The following is a 16,955-nucleotide window of genomic DNA, read 5'->3' as shown; positions in this document are numbered from 1 at the left end:
AACCCTTTATTTATATAGCTTTATAATACTTTGTTACTCTTGTTACCGTAAATAATATTATATCAGTTGATAATTTTATAACTCTATAAACTAATAAACCAGTTAACTAATTAATCGTATAAGCTCTAATAACAATATTTCTCAATCCTTGTACATGCCTTGCCTGACATTAGTACAAAAATGGAAAGGAAGAAAATATGAATATTAAAGAATATATAAAAAAAGACGGTACAAAGGTGTACCGAACTAACGTTTATTTGGGCGTAGATAGTCTGACTGGTAAGCAAGTACGAACAAGTGTAAGTGCCAATAGTAGAAAAATGTGTGAGATTAAAGCACGCCAATCTATAAATAATTTTATCAATAACGGGTCAACAATTGCAAGAGAAAAAGTCGTCTTTGATAACTTTGAGGCTTTGGCTTTGAGTTGGTTTGAAAGTTATAAGCTGACAGTTAAAGCAAATAGTGTACGTTCAGTGAAAAATTATCTAAAAGTATACATTTTACCAGCTCTTGGGACATACGTTTTACCAAAAATAACTCCGATGTTATTACAAAGTATTGTTAACGATTGGTCTAAAAATGCTAATACGGCTGAAATAGTTAATGGTAAGCGTGAAAAAGGTAAAGGTAAAAATTTTAAGATAATGCTCAATATCATCAAACGTATTCTTGATTATGGCATGCAACTAGGAGCAATAAAGAGCAACCCAGCTACTAAAGTTTTTCCTCCTAAATTAAAGGTAAGAACTGTAAGTAAAATTAAGTATTTTGATGATAAAGAGCTGAAAATGTTCTTAGAATATCTTGAATCGTTAGAGCCAAGTATAGAGAACCAGCTACATAATGCCTTATATCGTCTATTATTGGCTACTGGTTTACGTATTGGTGAGGCTTTGGCTTTGAATTGGTCTGATATTGACTTCTCCGAAAAACTTGTTAATGTAACAAAGACAACTTTACAGAGCAGAGAAGTGCAAGATAGTCCCAAAACTAAAGGAAGTAATAGAATTATTTCGCTTGATAATGCCACTTTACAAATTTTAGCAAATTGGCGTAAATACCAAAATAACCATAATAAAGTTATAGGTTTGTCTGATAGTGTAGTATTCTCTTATGACGGTCAAAGATTGATTTATGAAAGTGAGAGGTTTCGCCTTTCTTCTCACTTGAAATCAGCAAGACTTCCAAATATCGGTCTGCATGGTTTCCGCCATACTCATGCCAGCTTGTTAATGAACAACGATGTGAACCCTAAAGAGATACAAGAGCGGTTAGGACACTCTAAAATAACAACAACCTTAGATACATATAGCCACCTTGCCAAGGACAAGAAAAAAGAGACTGCCGAAAAGTTCAGCAATATCTTAAAAGCATTATGATTTTTTGGGGCGAACGTAGTAAAAAGCGTAAAAAAAGATAGTTTTAATTAGTGGAATACTTGTTACAAAGGGATTTATAGCTCTCTCTTGTTATATAGTTTTATTATAGCAAAAGGCACTTATTTTTTACTGATAAAACTTTAAATCAAAGTTGAAATCACAAAAAGAGCCATATTTTTTGAAAAATTCACAAAGTCAGTGTAAACTTGAGATAGGTTTTATGAATTTAATGCGAGAAAGGAAGCGAATCTTAATACTTTTTACTAAAAGTAGATTTGCATAGGAAAATATGGAACTCAATGATTTGAAAGATTCACTGACTGCTTTAAAATATGGTGAAATTGCAACTGTCGCTATGATTGACCGAGGCGCATATGCTGAAATTGAAGAGTCTATTGAAGCGGAAAGTAAAGATCAAAAGATAAATTCTGGAATCTTTAAAGAGCTTGCTGCTACAGTTAAAGATGAAAACGAGGATTTAGTGGTAGCTGGTCGTTCAGATATTGATCAGGCACTGACTCCAGAAGATTTTTCGCGATTTATCGGTCAGATGACCAAGGAAAAACATATTATTTTTGTTGAGTGTCTCTATTTGGGAACAACAGAAATTAAAGGTTTTCTTAACAGCTTGAAAGAAAATAATCTTTTAGAAAATAGTAAATTGGTTCTGCTTGATTTGCCGCAATTAGAATACATGATGTTGCGAGACAGTTTAGCTGGACAATTTAAATTATAAAAAAAGTTACTGACAAAATTATCGCTCAGTCTGTAAGTTGCGTAAGCAAGCAGATAGGAGTGATAGAATTTTTGTCAGTAACTTTTTCTTATTGTTCACGGTTTTCTCTTTGATAAAGGCGAGAATTTTTCATAATATCTTTAAAAGTATTAATGATTGTTTCTTGATAAGCAGAATTTTTAATATTTTGGCGAGCCAAATCTAATACGGCTTGTTCGCGAGAGTTATCTAAAATAGTAATTTTTTGTGCTTGTTTTTCTTGGCTAATTTCTTGAACAATTGTCATACGTTTCTCAAGAAGCTGAACGATTTCTTGGTCCACGTGGTCAATGTTGTTCCGAAGTTCTTCTAGTTTATTCATGGTTTTTATTATATCATAGCCAGTAACACGAAACAACGTTTCATGTTGCTGACTTCTTTCTCTCATTATGACCGAACTCAGCGGGACGATAATTTTCCGCCGAGTGAGTGCGGCTCGACTTGTTGCTTTAGCAACGTAGCGTAGAGAAGTAATAAGGTATCTACTTTGTTTCACTACGTTGTCCATACCACAGGTGTCCATTTTGTCAGCATTGCTAAAGCAACGGACAAAAGGGCTCGATCTAAGCCAGCAAGGTGAAAAGGCAGGAAGGACGCCATAGCTGGAAGCGACTGAAAAGGGAGCTTTCAGGGTGCAGATTAGAAAAGTATAGCTTTTCACCTTTTCGTCTGCGCGTTCACGCTTTAGCGTGTTGCCTTTTTGGCAGTTGCTTGAGCAGCTAGTCAAAACGGACAGCGTAGTAGAAGCAAGAATGCTTATATCAAAACTAATCTAAAATTTGCCTTTAAAAAATGATATAATGGATTATATTATTTTTGAGGAGCAACAAGATGAATAAAGAAGAAAAAATCGAAGGTTATGAGTTGCTTAATTTGCAACTAAAAGCGCTTCTTAGTGAACAAAATTATACACTTTCAAACTTAGCCAATGCAAGTAGTTTACTTTGGAGCTTTTTGCCTGAGCAAGTTTATACAGGTTTCTACCTCTACAATGGTGAAAAATTAATTTTAGGGCCATTTCAAGGGTCTGTGTCTTGCGTTGAAATTATAATGGGCAAAGGGGTTTGTGGGGAATCAGCTCAAAATCGCCAAACCATTATTGTTGAAAATGTAAAGAAACACAAAAATTATATTTCTTGTGACGGTCGAGCAATGTCTGAAATTGTTGTTCCAATGGTTAAAGATGGTAAATTAGTTGGGGTTCTTGACTTAGACAGTTCAGAAATTGGTTTTTACGATGAAATCGACCAAAAATATCTTGAAGAATTTGCTAACATTTTATGTGAAATGACTGATTTTAAATTTTTTGAAGTAGGTTAAATCAAAATTTTAAAGGGTATCGGAGAAAAAAATGAGTGAAATAGTAAAAAAATTTATTGCTGACCGTTTTGGGGAAAAAGAAGGAACATCTGTAAATCCAGGTAATATTGGAGATGTTCGTGAATTTGCGCAAGAATTAGGAAGTTTTCTCTATCAATTACATCGGCTACCAACAACAGATGCAAAGTCACCTAGTTTTGAAAATGCTTTTGCTGGTTCTGATTTGATTTTCTTTGAAGCTGAGATGATAGAACTTTTGAAAGTCTATCAAAAAGTTGTTCCTGCTGACCTTTTGCAAGAAAAATTTGATTTTGCAGCAAAAACAAAATGGTCCAAGAAACCTGTTTGGGTTTTGGGGGAATTGCTTACGCAAAATTTAAAAGTTACTGACGGAAAGTTAGTTAACGTCAAAATTACTGACAAAGCTGTTATTGGTGATCCAGCTTTTGATTTAGCAATTGCTTGGACGATTTTTGATGAAAAAGCACGTAAAATATTTTTTGCGGCAACCGAAGCAGATGAGGCAACGATTAATCGAGCAAGAATGTTCGCCCTCAGACAGGCCCTCAGAAATTATCAATCACAAGATATTGATGAATTGATTCAATCACGTGATGCTTCAACTGAAATTTTAAAAGACTTAAACTATAGTCTTGGGCAAGATTTCTATTGAAACAAGCGGATATGAAAAGAATACTAAGTAAAAAAATTGGAAGAGAAAAATGGCATATCAAGCATTATATAGAAAATATCGAAGTCAAAGATTTGATGAAATGGTGGGGCAAGAAGTTGTAGCAACAACATTAAAAAATGCGATTGTCAATCATCAAATTTCACATGCTTATCTTTTTTCTGGTCCAAGAGGGACAGGGAAAACCTCAGCAGCTAAAATTTTTGCTAAGGCAATAAATTGTCCTAATCAAGTGGATGGAGAGCCCTGCAATAATTGCTTTATTTGTGACTCAATCACCAAAGGAAGCTTAGATGATGTCATTGAACTTGATGCGGCATCAAATAATGGGGTTGACGAAATTCGAGAAATTCGAGATAAATCAACTTACGCAGCTAGTCAAGCCACTTACAAGGTTTATATTATTGATGAAGTGCATATGCTTTCAACAGGGGCTTTTAATGCACTTTTGAAAACACTAGAAGAACCTACAGAAAATGTTGTTTTCGTCCTGGCTACTACTGAATTACAAAAAATTCCAGCAACCATTATCTCGCGTGTTCAACGTTTTGCTTTTAAATCAATCACAACAGGAGACATTCGGACTTATTTAGCAAAAATAATGGCTGATGAAGGACTTGAATTCGACGGTAAAGCACTCGATGTTATTGCTAAAGCAGCTGAAGGTGGAATGCGTGATGCCCTCTCTTTATTAGACCAAGCCTTATCGTTTTCATCAGGAAAATTAGAAGAAAATGATGCACTACTTGTCACAGGGTCGATTGCTGCAGATGCTTTAGTAACATATGTTGCAGCACTTTTTGAGCATGATGAAGCAAAAGCGCTGACGGAACTTGATAAGATTTTTGCTGAAGGAAAAAATATGCTTCGATTTACGGAAGATTTATTAGCATACCTTCGGGATTTACTCTTGGATAAAAATTCTCAGTATGACCGGGGTCAAATTTTTTCATGGATTGATGTTGCAATTGAAAGTTTGAAAACGATAAAGGAAACGACTCAAACAAAAATTGCGGCAGACGTCATGACCATGCGTTTGGCTGAAATTGGACAAAATACTTCGCAAGGAGAAATCCCTAATCAGCTGACAGCCGAAATTGCTACTTTAAAAACCGAAATTAATCAATTGAAAGCTCAAATTTCAGCTGGTCAAATTCAGGTAAATTCAGATTCACAAAATAATTTACTGACAGAAAAAGTTAAAGGCAGTCCGAAACCAATAGCATCTAAAAAACGCCAAATTAACAAAGATTTAATTTATAAAGCTTTGGCTGAGGCGACAAATGAAGCTAGAAAAGCTGCTCTAAGTGCGTGGCCAGAACTTGTTGCTTCGGTAACTAAACCGGCAGACCGAGCTTTACTTAATAATACAGCCCCTGTCGCTGCGTCAGAAAATTTCCTTGTGGTGACTTTTCCTCATGAGAATCTTGCTAAAAGAGTCAGTGAAAATGAAGAATTGCAACTTTTTTGTGGGAATCTCTTGAGTTCAATTGTTGGATTTGCGCCAGAAATTATCTCTCTTGCTGAACAAGACTGGCAAGAAGTTCGAGCAGAATATGTTTCTAATTTAAAATCTGAAAATGTTCAAGAAGATGAAGAAGATGAAAAAGAGCCGGATGAAACGGTAAACTTAGCTAAAGAACTCTTTGGTGAAAAAGTAGTTGAAATTAATGATTAAAATAATAAAAAAGCCGCTCATTGAGCGACTTTTTTTAATCTTTATGACGACTTAAATCAACCTCTTTAAGGGGGATAAGTTTCGTTTTGTTTTTAAATTTATAACCCAAGTAAAGGATGAAGAAGAGTGGAATTGCGGCATACATGATGACACCTTGCACCCAAGTTTTACCAAAAAGAAGCATTGGGTCTTGGCCGAGTGTGACTAAAACGGTCATAATTAAGGCTAAGATTGGACCAAATGGGAATAGTTTTGCATGATAAGGTAATTTTTTAACATCTTTTCCTTGAGCGACATAGGCGCGGCGGAAGCGGAAGTGGCTAATTGCAATCCCAATCCAAGCAATAAATCCTGTTAAACCAGAGGCTGAGACGAGGAATGTAAAGAAGCTAACTCCGTAAATTGATGTCAAGAATGTGAGTAAAGCAACAGCAGTTGTAGCTAATAAAGCAATGAAAGGAATCCCGTTTTTTGAAGTTTTTGAGAAAATCTTTGGTGCGCCACCATCTTTAGCTAGTGAATAAAGCATCCGAGTAGAGGCATACATTCCAGAGTTTGCTGCTGAAACGACAGAAGTTAAAACAACGGCGTTCATGATAGAAGCTGCAATAGAGAGACCAACACGTTCAAATACAATTGTGAAAGGGCTTTGAGCAGCTGAATCTCCTCCAACTAAGTGGGGGTCGGTAAATGGAATGATAGCCGCCATCACGAAGATAGATAAGATATAAAAGACAAGAATACGCCAGAAGATAGAGTTCATAGCTTTAGGAATTGATTTTTCAGGATTTTCAGCTTCACCAGCTGTAATTCCGAGCAATTCTGTTCCTTGGAAAGAGAAACCAGCGACTAAGAGTACGCCGAGAATCCCTCCGCCGGTAGTGAAACTACCAAGTCCTCCGACAAAACCATGATTACCAACTGAAAGATTTTTAGCGACGTCAATATGACCGCCCATAATTCCAAAAATAGATAAGAAACCAATAATCAAGAATAAAACAACAACAGTAATTTTAATGGCTGACAACCAATATTCAGTTTCGCCAAAAGTTTTAACTGATAAGGCATTGATTGCAAAGACAATAATTAAGGCAATCAGTGAAAAAATCCAACTTGGAACATCTGGTAACCAGAATTTGATACAAAGGGCAACGGCTGTTAAATCAACCGCTACGGTAATTGCCCAGTTCAACCAATAATTCCAACCTAGAGCAAAACCAAAAGCTGGGTCAACATAACGTGTTCCATAGTCTGAAAAAGAACCAGAAGTGGGTAAATAAGTGGCCATTTCACCAAGTGATGTCATGAGGAAGTAAACCATTGCTCCGATAAGAACATAGGCAGTCAGTGCACCAAATGGTCCTGCCGTGTGAATGACATCGCCTGAAGTCAGAAACAATCCAGTTCCGATTGTTCCGCCAAGGGCAATCATGGAAACATGGCGTGATTTTAAGCCGCGTTTTACTTGCGTCTCAGTAGTTGAGTTTGAAGAATTTTCCAAAATTCTCTCCCTAATAAAATTTATTCTACACCGACTTGTTTGACTCAGACTCAACCTTACTCCTGTTTAGTTTAGAAAAGTCTGAGAAAAACAAAAAAAGCAATCCTACTAGATAGAATAGATTGCTAAAGGTCCGACAAAATTTTAAAAATTTTCTTGAACGAATAGCCCTCCGCATGGTTATTAACCATTTGCGACAGTCTAGTGAGTTTTTCTCACTAGCCCAAGAACTTTGCTGAGCAACAAAATTCTTTCGGCAACCTCTCCTCCTCTATATACGCGTCTTTGTTGTGCTCCAACTCGGCGTAGATTCATATCAGTTGCGACCTCTATCGATGTGTTATTTGTAATTCTAGCGCAATTTTAAGATGATGTCAAGGAAGAGAATGTAAAATTAATTACAAATAATCACTTTCTTTGTAAGTTTATTCATTTGTCATTTATGATATACTTATGAGGATAGGACTGCTATGTCAGTCAATAAAAATCAGTCTTTTTACTGAAATTTTCTAGGAGCAAAATATGGATTTTATTCGTGCCATTATTTTAGGTATTATTGAAGGAATCACTGAGTGGTTACCTATTTCCTCAACAGGACATTTGATTATTGCTGATGAATTTATTCGTCTTAATCAATCAGCAGCTTTTAAAGAAATGTTTGATGTTGTGATTCAGCTAGGAGCAATTTTGTCAGTTGTTGTTCTTTATTTTCATAAACTGAATCCATTTAATAAGTTAAATCCAGCTGACAAACAAAAAACCCCACGTGAAATTCAATTAACTTGGCGTTTGTGGTTGAAAGTTTTGGTTGCGGCTTTACCAGCAGCGATTATTGGTTTACCACTTAATGACTGGTTGGACAAACATTTTTACCATTTTGTTCCTGTTGCCTTCATGTTAATTATTTATGGGGTAGCATTTATTGTCATTGAGCGTCGGTGGGTACCAAACCATGAATTTTCCGTAATGAATATTGACCGTTTGCCTTATCGTGCCGCTCTTTATATTGGATTATTCCAAGTGCTGTCTTTACTTCCAGGGACATCGCGTTCAGGTGCGACAATTGTCGGTGCTTTATTAATTGGTGTAAGTCGTGAAGTTGCCGCAGAATTTACCTTTTTCTTGGGTATTCCAGTTATGTTTGGGGCTAGTTTCATCAAAATACTTCACTTTTTCAAAAATGGGAATTCTTTAAGTTTTGAACAATTTGGGGTCTTGTTAGTAGCTTGTATAGTTGCCTTTGGGGTATCAATGGTTGCCATCAAGTTCTTGACCGATTATGTGAAAAAACATGATTTTACTTTCTTTGGGAAATATCGGATTGTGTTAGGGATTATCCTTCTTATTTATGCAATGTTTAAAGCCTTTTTGGGCTAAGAATGAGATAAATTATGCCAACTCTCTTTAGTTGGTATTTTTTATTTTAAAATAGTTCTCTTTGCTGAGGGAAAGTTTAAATGTATTCTTGCTAAAAATAGAAAAAAGTGATAGAATATAACTCTGTGGGAAAAACTCACAACTTACGCAGGACTCAACCTGCGTCATTAGTCCAAAAGGAGGAAAAATCAATGACTAAATACGAAATTCTTTATATTATTCGCCCAAACATTGATGAAGAAGCAAAAGCTGCCCTCGTTGAACGTTTCGATGGAATCTTGACTGACAACGGTGCTGCAAATCTTGAGTCTAAAGACTGGGAAAAACGTAAACTTGCTTACGAAATCAATGATTTCCGCGAAGGTATCTACCACATCGCAACTTTTGAAGCTGAAACAACTTCAGAAGCTTTGAGCGAATTTGACCGTCTTGCTAAGATCAACCTTGACATTCTTCGTCATATGATCGTTAAAGTTGAAGCTTAAGAGCTTTCATTTCTAAGGAGAAGTTCATCATGATTAACAATGTTGTATTAGTAGGACGCATTACTCGCGATCCTGAACTTCGATACACCCCTCAAAATCAAGCTGTCGCAACATTTTCATTGGCTGTAAACCGTCAATTTAAAAATGCGAATGGCGAACGTGAGGCTGATTTCATTAACTGCGTTATTTGGCGCCAACAAGCTGAGAATTTGGCGAATTGGGCTAAAAAAGGAGCTTTGATTGGGGTAACTGGTCGAATTCAAACACGTAACTATGAAAATCAACAAGGTCAACGCGTTTATGTGACTGAGGTTGTGGCTGACAGTTTCCAAATGTTGGAAAGTAGATCTGCTCGTGAAGGTATGGGAGGCGGAACTTCTGCTGGTTCATATTCTGCACCTAGCCAATCTACAAATAATACTCCACGTCCACAAACGAATAACAATAATGCAACACCGAATTTCGGTCGTGATGCTGATCCGTTTGGTAGCTCACCGATGGAAATTTCGGATGATGACCTTCCATTCTAATAGGGTGAAATAATTGACGCTAAAGCGCCTAATTATTTCACGGAAACCGCTATGGCGGATTTCCTAACCCTCTTACTAGTTATTATGAAAAGCAGAATCGGCTTTTCATAATAACGTCGTAATCCTAAGAAAGCTTTAAACAGACATCTAAAAATAATATAAGGAGAAATAAAATGGCACAACAACGTCGTGGCGGCTTCAAACGCCGTAAAAAAGTTGACTTCATCGCTGCAAACAAAATCGAAGTCGTTGACTACAAAGACACTGAACTTTTGAAACGTTTCATCTCAGAACGTGGTAAAATCTTGCCACGTCGCGTGACTGGTACATCTGCTAAAAACCAACGTAAAGTGGTTAACGCAATCAAACGCGCGCGCATAATGGCTTTGCTTCCATTCGTAGCTGAAGACCAAAACTAATAAATGAAAGGCTGCTTCGGTGGTCTTTTTTTGTATAAAAATTTGATAATTAGAGTTGATATTTACTGACAGAAAGCTCGGTTCCGTCCGAATTTACTGACCAGAAATTTGTCAGAAAAAGAGAATAGATTGATAACTTCATCAAGTATTTTTGATTAATACTATGTTTTTGTCAGTGAATTTATGATAAAATGGACAAATGATTGAATTGATAATAGGAGCAGTGCTCTTAAGTTTGTTAATTTATGGAATTTTTATAGAGCCTCATTTGATGAAAGTGAGACATGTAAAAATCGCTCAAAAACAAAATTTAAAAATTGCTCATTTTACCGATACCCACTTTGCTTGGCACACGACTAGTCGTCGTTTTAAAAAATTTGCTCGAAATATTGCTAATGAACAGCCAGATTTAATTATTTTTTCTGGAGATTTATTTGACAAGGTTGCTTGGGCAAAAAATCGAGATTGGACTGATTTACTGACGATATTGTCAGAACTTAAAGCTCCTCTTGGGAAATTTGCGATACTTGGTAATCATGATTTTGATGATGAAAAATCGTCAAGGTTTGTTGAAGAGTTTCTAGAAAAAGCTGGTTTTCTTCTGTTGAAAAATTCATCAGTTGTCAAAGATAATTTATCTATTTCTGGGGTTGATGACTGGCGGGAGGGACGGCCTGATTTTGAACTTGAGCCTATTGATGCAACATTTTCGCTTTTAGCCCTTCACGAACCGGATACTATTTTAGACATGGAAACAATTAAGGAATTTGATTTAATTCTTTCTGGTCATAGTCACGGAGGGCAAATTCGGATAGGAAATTGGCGTTTACGCAATAAGGGGTCAAGTAGTGCTGATGGTGGTTTGTATCAGCTCAATGACCGAACAAAATTGTATGTTAATCGTGGAATTGGTTTGACTTTCTTACCTATTCGTTTTGGGGTGCCTCCAGAAATTGTGTATTACTACATCTAAAAAAATCTGTCAGTAATTTTGACAGATTTTTTTATTTTTTTATTTAAAAATTTACTGACAGCTTTGTTAAAAATTCTGTTATTACATTTCTCTTGCAGTCATGATCGTTTCGCGTCCCATATTATCAACGGCTCGGTAGTGTAGAGGCCATTCAGGATTAAAAGGGTAGCCAAAATCAACGAGGATGGTTGTTGGACTATTGTCTTGAGAAAAACGAATAGAAAGTAAATTATCCGAATTAACCAAGTCAAAATTGATAATTGTTTCTAGTGGAAAAACGCCCTTGAGGTGATGGTCAATAATAAACCAAAAGGCATCAATGACTTCTCCAGGAATTGACGCAACGGTATCAAAACTTGCGTAGCGTCGTCTAGTGTTAGAAAATGCCATAAAATCACATCCTTTCTATAAGATAAATGGATAAATTCTAGGAAATACGGGAATCTCGAATGACTTTTCGGATTTCAGATAAAGTCCCTTCAGAAACATTTTTCATTTTCATTCCGTACATCATAAACAAGGCATCAAGCAAACTAATTTGAGAAACAGTGGAAGCGACAGCTTCAGGTCGAAATGAAATTTCTTCAGAAATTGAAATTAGCGCGACATCGGCCGCTTTAGCTAAAGGTGAACTCGCAAAAGAAGTCAATGCAATAATTGGAACCCCGCGACTCTTCAAAATTTCAACCAAGTGCATTGTATCTCTGTTTTTTCCTGTATGTGAAATAACAAAAGCACAATCGTCGCTCGTTAATTTTGCAGCTTGCATTTGTTGAAAATGAAAATCTTGATGATAAACGCAGTGCAAAGGCATTCTCAAAAATTTATGAAAAGCAATCAATGCAACAGCGTTTGAACCACCCAAACCAAAAAAACCGCAAGTGCTGGCATTGAGCAAAATTTCCATGGTTTGGTCAAGTTGTCTGTTAGTGATAAGGTTTAATGTAGAATTTAATGATGAAATATTGCCGTTGAAGTTTTTTGTCAGTATTTCTTTGTAATCGTCAGTTGGTGAAAGTTCGCTAAAAAATTCATCGTTTCGTGTCGAGTCAGTGGCATGAATGGCGAGTTTTAATTCTTGGAAGGAATTAAAGCCAATTTTTTTAGAAAATCTGGAAATTGTAGCCGTAGAGACATGAGTTTTTTGAGCAAATTCCTGAATTGAAAGCCTCGCTGCACTATCAATATTCGCAATTAAATAGTCAGAAATTGCCTGATCTGATTTACTGAGGTTATCATAATAACTTCGGATTCGGCTGATTAAAGTACGCGACATATCAAGCCTCCTTCTAATTGACTACATTATATCATAGCCAGTAACACGAAACAATGTTTCATGTACTGGCTATCATTTTATTGGGACCGAACGATGCGTAGGATAGCTGTTGTCAGTTTACTGACTTACAGATATGCTAGTTGTTACACCTAGAGCGGAGTAATAAGGTATCTAGGGAGTTCGCTATAGCGTGTTATAAGTAGTGATACTCAAGATTTTTCGATTTCTCAAAAATTCCAAACTCCTAACTTGAAATTTTTTTGACAAATCAGAAAATATTTTACAAAAAATATTGTTGACAAATGAAAAAAAATTACTTATACTAAAGTTATAAAATGAAAGCGATGCCACGGAGGAAAAAATGATGAAATTTGGTATGATTGGTTTAGGGAAAATGGGAATGAATCTTGTGAAAAATGCCGTTGACCATGAGATTGAAGTTGTTGCTTACGATCTAAATACAAAAGCGGTAGAGGAAGCTAAGGATTACTCAGACAAAATTACCGCTGTCAGCACAATTGAAAATTTACTGACAGAATTGCCAGCAAGCAAAATTGTTTGGTTGATGCTTCCGGCAGGAACTCCTACAAATTCAACGATTGAAATGCTTTCTGAAAAGTTGTCAGCTGGAGATATTCTGATAGACGGTGGAAATTCTAATTACAAAGATAATTTAGAACAAAATAAATTACTGACAGAAAAAGGAATTAAATTTTTTGATGTTGGAACCTCTGGTGGAATGGCTGGAGCTCGTCAAGGCGGAAATTTTATGATTGGTGGAGATGATGAAAAATCTTGGACAATCATAGAACCAATCTTCAAAGCAATCTCAATGGAAGATGGCTACCTCTATACAGGGAAACTTGGCAGTGGTCATTACTTGAAAATGATTCATAATGGAATTGAATATGGGATGATGCAAGCGATTGCTGAAGGATTTGAAATTTTAGAAGAGTCACCATTTGATTATGACTATGAAGCCGTTGCAAAATTATGGAATCATGGTTCAGTAATCCGAAGCTGGTTGATGGAGCTTGCTCAAGAACAATTTTCAAAAGACCCTAAACTAGACCAAATTATCGGTCATGTTCAATCTTCAGGAGAAGGAAAATGGACCGTCGAAGAAAGCTTGGACTTAGGCGTTCCTGCCCCAGTTATTGCCTTGTCACTAATGATGCGTCAACGCTCATTACAAGAAGATACCATGACCGGAAAAGTAGTTGCCGCTTTGCGCAATGGCTTTGGCGGACATGACGTAGAACAAAAATAATTTACTGACAGATGAGAAGCGTAAGCTAACTAGGACAAAAAACTTCTGTCAGTAAAAAACTACTGATGATGAAAGAATTTTAAAGTCTGTCAGTAAATATATAGAAGAAAAGGAGCCTAAATGCAATATTTAATAGGCGTCGATTTAGGAACCACAGCAACTAAGGCAGTGCTTTTTGAGAAAAATGGAAAAATAGTTGCAAGTAGTAGCCAAGCCTATCCCCTTTATCGTGATGCTAGTGGGATGGCAGAAGAATCTCTTGAAGAAATTTTTGAAGCAGTTTTAGTGACAATCAGGGAAGTTTCAATTAATTTAGAAGATGAAGATGAACTTTTAGCCGTTTCATTTAGTACACAAATGCACTCGCTAATTGCTTTTGACGAAAATTGGCAGCCGCTTACAAGATTAATCACTTGGGCTGATACAAGAGCAGTAAAATACACCGAACAAATTAAGGCCTCTAAAAATGGTTTTGATATTTATCGAAGAACCGGAACGCCTCTTCATCCAATGGCTCCTTTATCTAAATTTATCTGGTTAGAAGCTGAACATCCAGATATTTATCAAAAAGCAGCCCACTATTTGGAACTTAAAGGATACATTTTCCAAAGACTTTTTGGAACAAATAAAATGGATTTATCAACCGCAACAGGTACAGGTATCTTCAATATATTTGAACTTCATTGGGATAAAGAAGCGCTAGAGATGACTGGAATCAAAGAAAGTCAATTGCCTAAAGTAGTTGAACCCTATGAGATAGAAGAAAACCTTCCTCACGAATATGCCAAGAAAATGGGAATTCAAAGCAGCACCAAATTTATTTGGGGTGCAGCCGATGGTCCGTTGTCAAATTTGGGAGTAAATGCGATTAAACCGGGTGTTGCAGCCATCACAATTGGAACATCTGGTGCGATTCGAGTAGTTACTGACAAACCTAAAACAGATGAAAAAGGACGCACATTTACCTATGCATTAGACAAAGAGCATTGGGTAGTCGGTGGTCCCGTAAACTCTGGTGGAGATGTTTTCCGTTGGGCTCGTGACCAAATTTTTGATGGAAAAATTTCTTTTGATGAAGTCACGGAACTTGCAGCAAACATTTCCCCGGGCGCTGATGGATTGCTTTTCCACCCCTATCTTGGAGGCGAGCGAGCACCGATTTGGGATGCCAATGCCAGAGGTTCATTTTTTGGCCTAAACTACGGACATAATCGTAGTCATATGGCAAGATCTGTTCTTGAAGGGGTTATCTTCAATATTTATATGGTTGCGCTTAGCCTTGTTGAAGTAGTAGGTGACCTAAATATGATTCAAGCGACAGGAGGATTTACAAGCTCTGAACTCTGGACACAAATCCTAGCAGATATTTTTGAACAACCAATCAATGTGCCAGAGAGCCGAGAAGCTGGCTGTTTAGCCGCCATTATCATGGCTGAAAAAGCCCTTGGCTTAATTGAAGATATCAGCGAAATCGAAACGATGGTAGGAACAAACGAAACCTACCAACCCAATCCAAAAAATTTCGAAATTTACCGAGAAATTAGTCCAATATTTATCCGACTTTCTCGCTCTCTCTTGGCAGAATATGAAAATATTGCCAATTTCCAAAGAAAATTTGAAGAAGAAAAATAAACTTATATTCTTTAAAGACTCAATACTTCCATATATCACAAATAAGTATTGAGTTAATTTTTAAAAGCAAATTGTAAGCGCCAGCAATCGTGCTTACACAGTATCTTCAATATTTTTTGAAAGGAAAAAATATATGATTGATTTACTTGTACTTTTAATTGGGGTCTTAATCCTCCTCCTGATGATTATCAAATTTAAAATTAACACTTTTGTGTCCTTGATTGTCGTAGCGGTTTTAGTTGGGTTAGGACTTGGAATGCCACTCGGTCAAATCCCTGTTTCAATCCAAAACGGAATCGGAGGCTCATTAGGAGAGTTAGCAATCGTTTTTGGTTTTGGAGCAATGCTTGGAAGACTAATTGCTGATGCTGGTGGAGCCTATCGTATCTCAAAAACGCTTATTAACAGTTTTGGTAAAAAAAGAATTCAATGGGCAATCATGGTTGCCAGTTTCATTATTGGGATTGCCCCCTTCTTTGAAGTTGGGATGGTTCTCTTGATTCCGATTGTCTTTGCCGTCGCCTTAGAAGCAAGTGTTCCCTTGATTTACCTCGGAATTCCAATGGCAGCCGGACTTTCAGTAACTCACGGATTCTTACCTCCTCATCCAGCACCAATTGCAATTGCTGGTGTACTAGGCGCAAATCCTGGAACTGTTCTCCTTTACGGAATTATTGCAGCAATTCCAACAGTCATTATCGCAGGTCCAGTTTTCACAAAAATTGCTAAAAAATGGGTTCCAGAAGCCTTTGTTGTAAAAAATAAACTATCCGCCTTTGGTGAAATCAAAGAATGGAAATTAGAAGAAACTCCAGGATTTGGAATTTCCATCTTGACAGCATTAATGCCAGTAATCTTAATGGCAATCAGCACCATTTATTCTATCGCGACTAATGATGGGAAACCCTTTGCCGCAGTAACAACAAGTGCAATGAAAGCAGGAAAGGTAGTAACGACCACCACTTACCCATCAAGTTTTGTTGAAAATGTGATGATGTTTATTGGTAATCCCGTATCGGCAATGATTATTTCACTACTCTTTGCCTTAGTTACTATGGGTTGGATGCAACGTAAGAAAAATTCTGAAATTGCAGTATCGATTGCAGATTCAGTTAAATCAATTGCGATGCTATTGTTAGTTATCGGTGGTGGAGCAGCTCTTAAACAAATTCTTATTGATGGAGGGATTTCAGTCCAAATCGCCAATATGTTTAAAGATTCACCACTTTCGCCATTGTTACTTGCTTGGATCATCACAGTAATTTTACGTGTAGCCTTAGGTTCTGCAACCGTGGCCGCTTTAACAGCAGCAGGTTTAGTTCAACCAATGCTTGCATCAGCTTCTCCAAATACAGCCGCACTAATGGTCTTGGCAATAGGGGCAGGTTCAATTGCCGCATCTCATGTTAACGATGCAGGATTCTGGATGTTTAAAGAATACTTTGATTTAGATGTCAAACAAACATTAAAAACTTGGACAGTACTAGAAACGATTATCGCAGTTGTAGGTTTAGGGATGGTCATGTTGATGAGTATCTGGGTACATTAATAAAAAAATAAGTCAATTTTGACTTATTTTTTTAATTTGTCAAAGCTAGTGGTGGCATGAAATAAAGCGAATACAGGAGAGGGAAAAAGCGAACGTA

17 protein-coding genes and 1 riboswitch are annotated in these 16,955 nt (G+C 36.7%); of the genes, 13 read left to right on the top strand and 4 right to left on the bottom strand.

The genetic code is table 11. The features are described 5' to 3' along the window. Positions 1-197: 197 nt before the first annotated feature. Both HFD15_RS10845 and HFD15_RS10840 read left to right on the top strand, forming a co-directional pair. Complete coding sequence (locus HFD15_RS10845) at positions 198-1,382, top strand: site-specific integrase (protein WP_153241212.1); 1,185 nt, start codon at positions 198-200, stop codon at positions 1,380-1,382. A 289-nt stretch (positions 1,383-1,671) separates the two neighbouring features. Next, positions 1,672-2,118 carry a hypothetical protein gene (locus tag HFD15_RS10840; protein WP_058208554.1) on the top strand — a complete coding sequence of 149 codons (447 nt, stop codon included), beginning with the start codon at positions 1,672-1,674 and terminating at the stop codon, positions 2,116-2,118. Between the two features lie 88 nt (positions 2,119-2,206). On the opposite strand, the gene HFD15_RS14585 is transcribed toward HFD15_RS10840, so the two are convergent. Beyond that, complete coding sequence (locus HFD15_RS14585) at positions 2,207-2,479, bottom strand: chorismate mutase (protein ID WP_023190154.1); 273 nt, start codon at positions 2,477-2,479, stop codon at positions 2,207-2,209. A gap of 509 nt (positions 2,480-2,988) precedes the next feature. Here HFD15_RS14585 and HFD15_RS10830 point away from each other — a divergent pair. From HFD15_RS10830 to dnaX, 3 genes are read left to right on the top strand one after another with little or no spacing between them, the layout of a single operon-like run. Further along, a complete protein-coding gene (locus HFD15_RS10830; RefSeq protein ID WP_003131959.1) occupies positions 2,989-3,477 on the top strand; it encodes a GAF domain-containing protein in 489 nt (162 codons plus the stop codon). Between the two features lie 31 nt (positions 3,478-3,508). Next, positions 3,509-4,150: a phosphotransferase gene (locus tag HFD15_RS10825; protein ID WP_003131958.1), complete on the top strand. Its 642-nt coding sequence runs from the start codon at positions 3,509-3,511 to the stop codon at positions 4,148-4,150. A gap of 49 nt (positions 4,151-4,199) precedes the next feature. Further along, entirely contained in the window at positions 4,200-5,846 is a 1,647-nt protein-coding gene (gene dnaX, locus HFD15_RS10820) for a DNA polymerase III subunit gamma/tau (protein WP_058208077.1), read from the top strand. 34 nt (positions 5,847-5,880) lie between these two features. Here dnaX and HFD15_RS10815 read toward each other — a convergent pair whose 3' ends face one another. Continuing rightward, positions 5,881-7,347, bottom strand: coding sequence for an amino acid permease (locus HFD15_RS10815; protein WP_017865200.1), 1,467 nt, complete (start codon positions 7,345-7,347; stop codon positions 5,881-5,883). Positions 7,348-7,504: 157 nt separating this feature from the next. Beyond that, positions 7,505-7,687, bottom strand: a riboswitch (Lysine riboswitch). 182 nt (positions 7,688-7,869) lie between these two features. Here HFD15_RS10815 and HFD15_RS10810 point away from each other — a divergent pair. The 5 genes from HFD15_RS10810 (at position 7,870) to HFD15_RS10790 (ending at position 11,131) form a co-directional block, all read left to right on the top strand. Then, positions 7,870-8,724: an undecaprenyl-diphosphate phosphatase gene (locus HFD15_RS10810; RefSeq protein ID WP_058208076.1), complete on the top strand. Its 855-nt coding sequence runs from the start codon at positions 7,870-7,872 to the stop codon at positions 8,722-8,724. 191 nt (positions 8,725-8,915) lie between these two features. Further along, on the top strand, positions 8,916-9,209 hold the full coding sequence (gene rpsF, locus HFD15_RS10805) for a 30S ribosomal protein S6 (RefSeq protein ID WP_003131954.1): 294 nt from the start codon (positions 8,916-8,918) through the stop codon (positions 9,207-9,209). Positions 9,210-9,238: 29 nt separating this feature from the next. Continuing rightward, complete coding sequence (locus HFD15_RS10800; RefSeq protein WP_003131953.1) at positions 9,239-9,739, top strand: single-stranded DNA-binding protein; 501 nt, start codon at positions 9,239-9,241, stop codon at positions 9,737-9,739. 173 nt (positions 9,740-9,912) lie between these two features. Further along, positions 9,913-10,158 (top strand): 30S ribosomal protein S18, encoded by a 246-nt coding sequence (rpsR, locus tag HFD15_RS10795; RefSeq protein ID WP_023190141.1) that lies wholly within the window; start codon positions 9,913-9,915, stop codon positions 10,156-10,158. A 199-nt stretch (positions 10,159-10,357) separates the two neighbouring features. Next, positions 10,358-11,131 (top strand): metallophosphoesterase, encoded by a 774-nt coding sequence (locus tag HFD15_RS10790; protein WP_058208075.1) that lies wholly within the window; start codon positions 10,358-10,360, stop codon positions 11,129-11,131. 81 nt (positions 11,132-11,212) lie between these two features. Here the strand turns inward: HFD15_RS10790 and HFD15_RS10785 are convergent, their stop codons facing one another. After that, positions 11,213-11,521 carry a DUF960 domain-containing protein gene (locus HFD15_RS10785; RefSeq protein WP_017865196.1) on the bottom strand — a complete coding sequence of 103 codons (309 nt, stop codon included), beginning with the start codon at positions 11,519-11,521 and terminating at the stop codon, positions 11,213-11,215. Positions 11,522-11,558: 37 nt separating this feature from the next. Then, positions 11,559-12,407 (bottom strand): MurR/RpiR family transcriptional regulator, encoded by an 849-nt coding sequence (locus HFD15_RS10780; protein WP_012898662.1) that lies wholly within the window; start codon positions 12,405-12,407, stop codon positions 11,559-11,561. Between the two features lie 364 nt (positions 12,408-12,771). On the opposite strand from HFD15_RS10780, the gene gnd reads away from it, so the two are divergent. From gnd to HFD15_RS10765, 3 genes are all read left to right on the top strand, one after another. Beyond that, positions 12,772-13,677 (top strand): phosphogluconate dehydrogenase (NAD(+)-dependent, decarboxylating), encoded by a 906-nt coding sequence (gene gnd, locus HFD15_RS10775; protein ID WP_038603774.1) that lies wholly within the window; start codon positions 12,772-12,774, stop codon positions 13,675-13,677. 120 nt (positions 13,678-13,797) lie between these two features. Beyond that, positions 13,798-15,309 carry a gluconokinase gene (gene gntK, locus HFD15_RS10770; RefSeq protein ID WP_003131772.1) on the top strand — a complete coding sequence of 504 codons (1,512 nt, stop codon included), beginning with the start codon at positions 13,798-13,800 and terminating at the stop codon, positions 15,307-15,309. Between the two features lie 133 nt (positions 15,310-15,442). Next, the gene (locus HFD15_RS10765; protein ID WP_167593650.1) at positions 15,443-16,858 is read left to right on the top strand and encodes a gluconate:H+ symporter; all 1,416 of its coding nucleotides are present in this window, start codon (positions 15,443-15,445) and stop codon (positions 16,856-16,858) included. Positions 16,859-16,955: the final 97 nt, after the last annotated feature.

Source organism: Lactococcus sp. EKM203L (assembly GCF_011800585.1).
GTDB classification, from domain to species: domain Bacteria; phylum Bacillota; class Bacilli; order Lactobacillales; family Streptococcaceae; genus Lactococcus; species Lactococcus lactis.
Note: the sequence above shows the minus strand (reverse complement) of the source record. Positions and strands in the feature narration are given on the sequence as shown.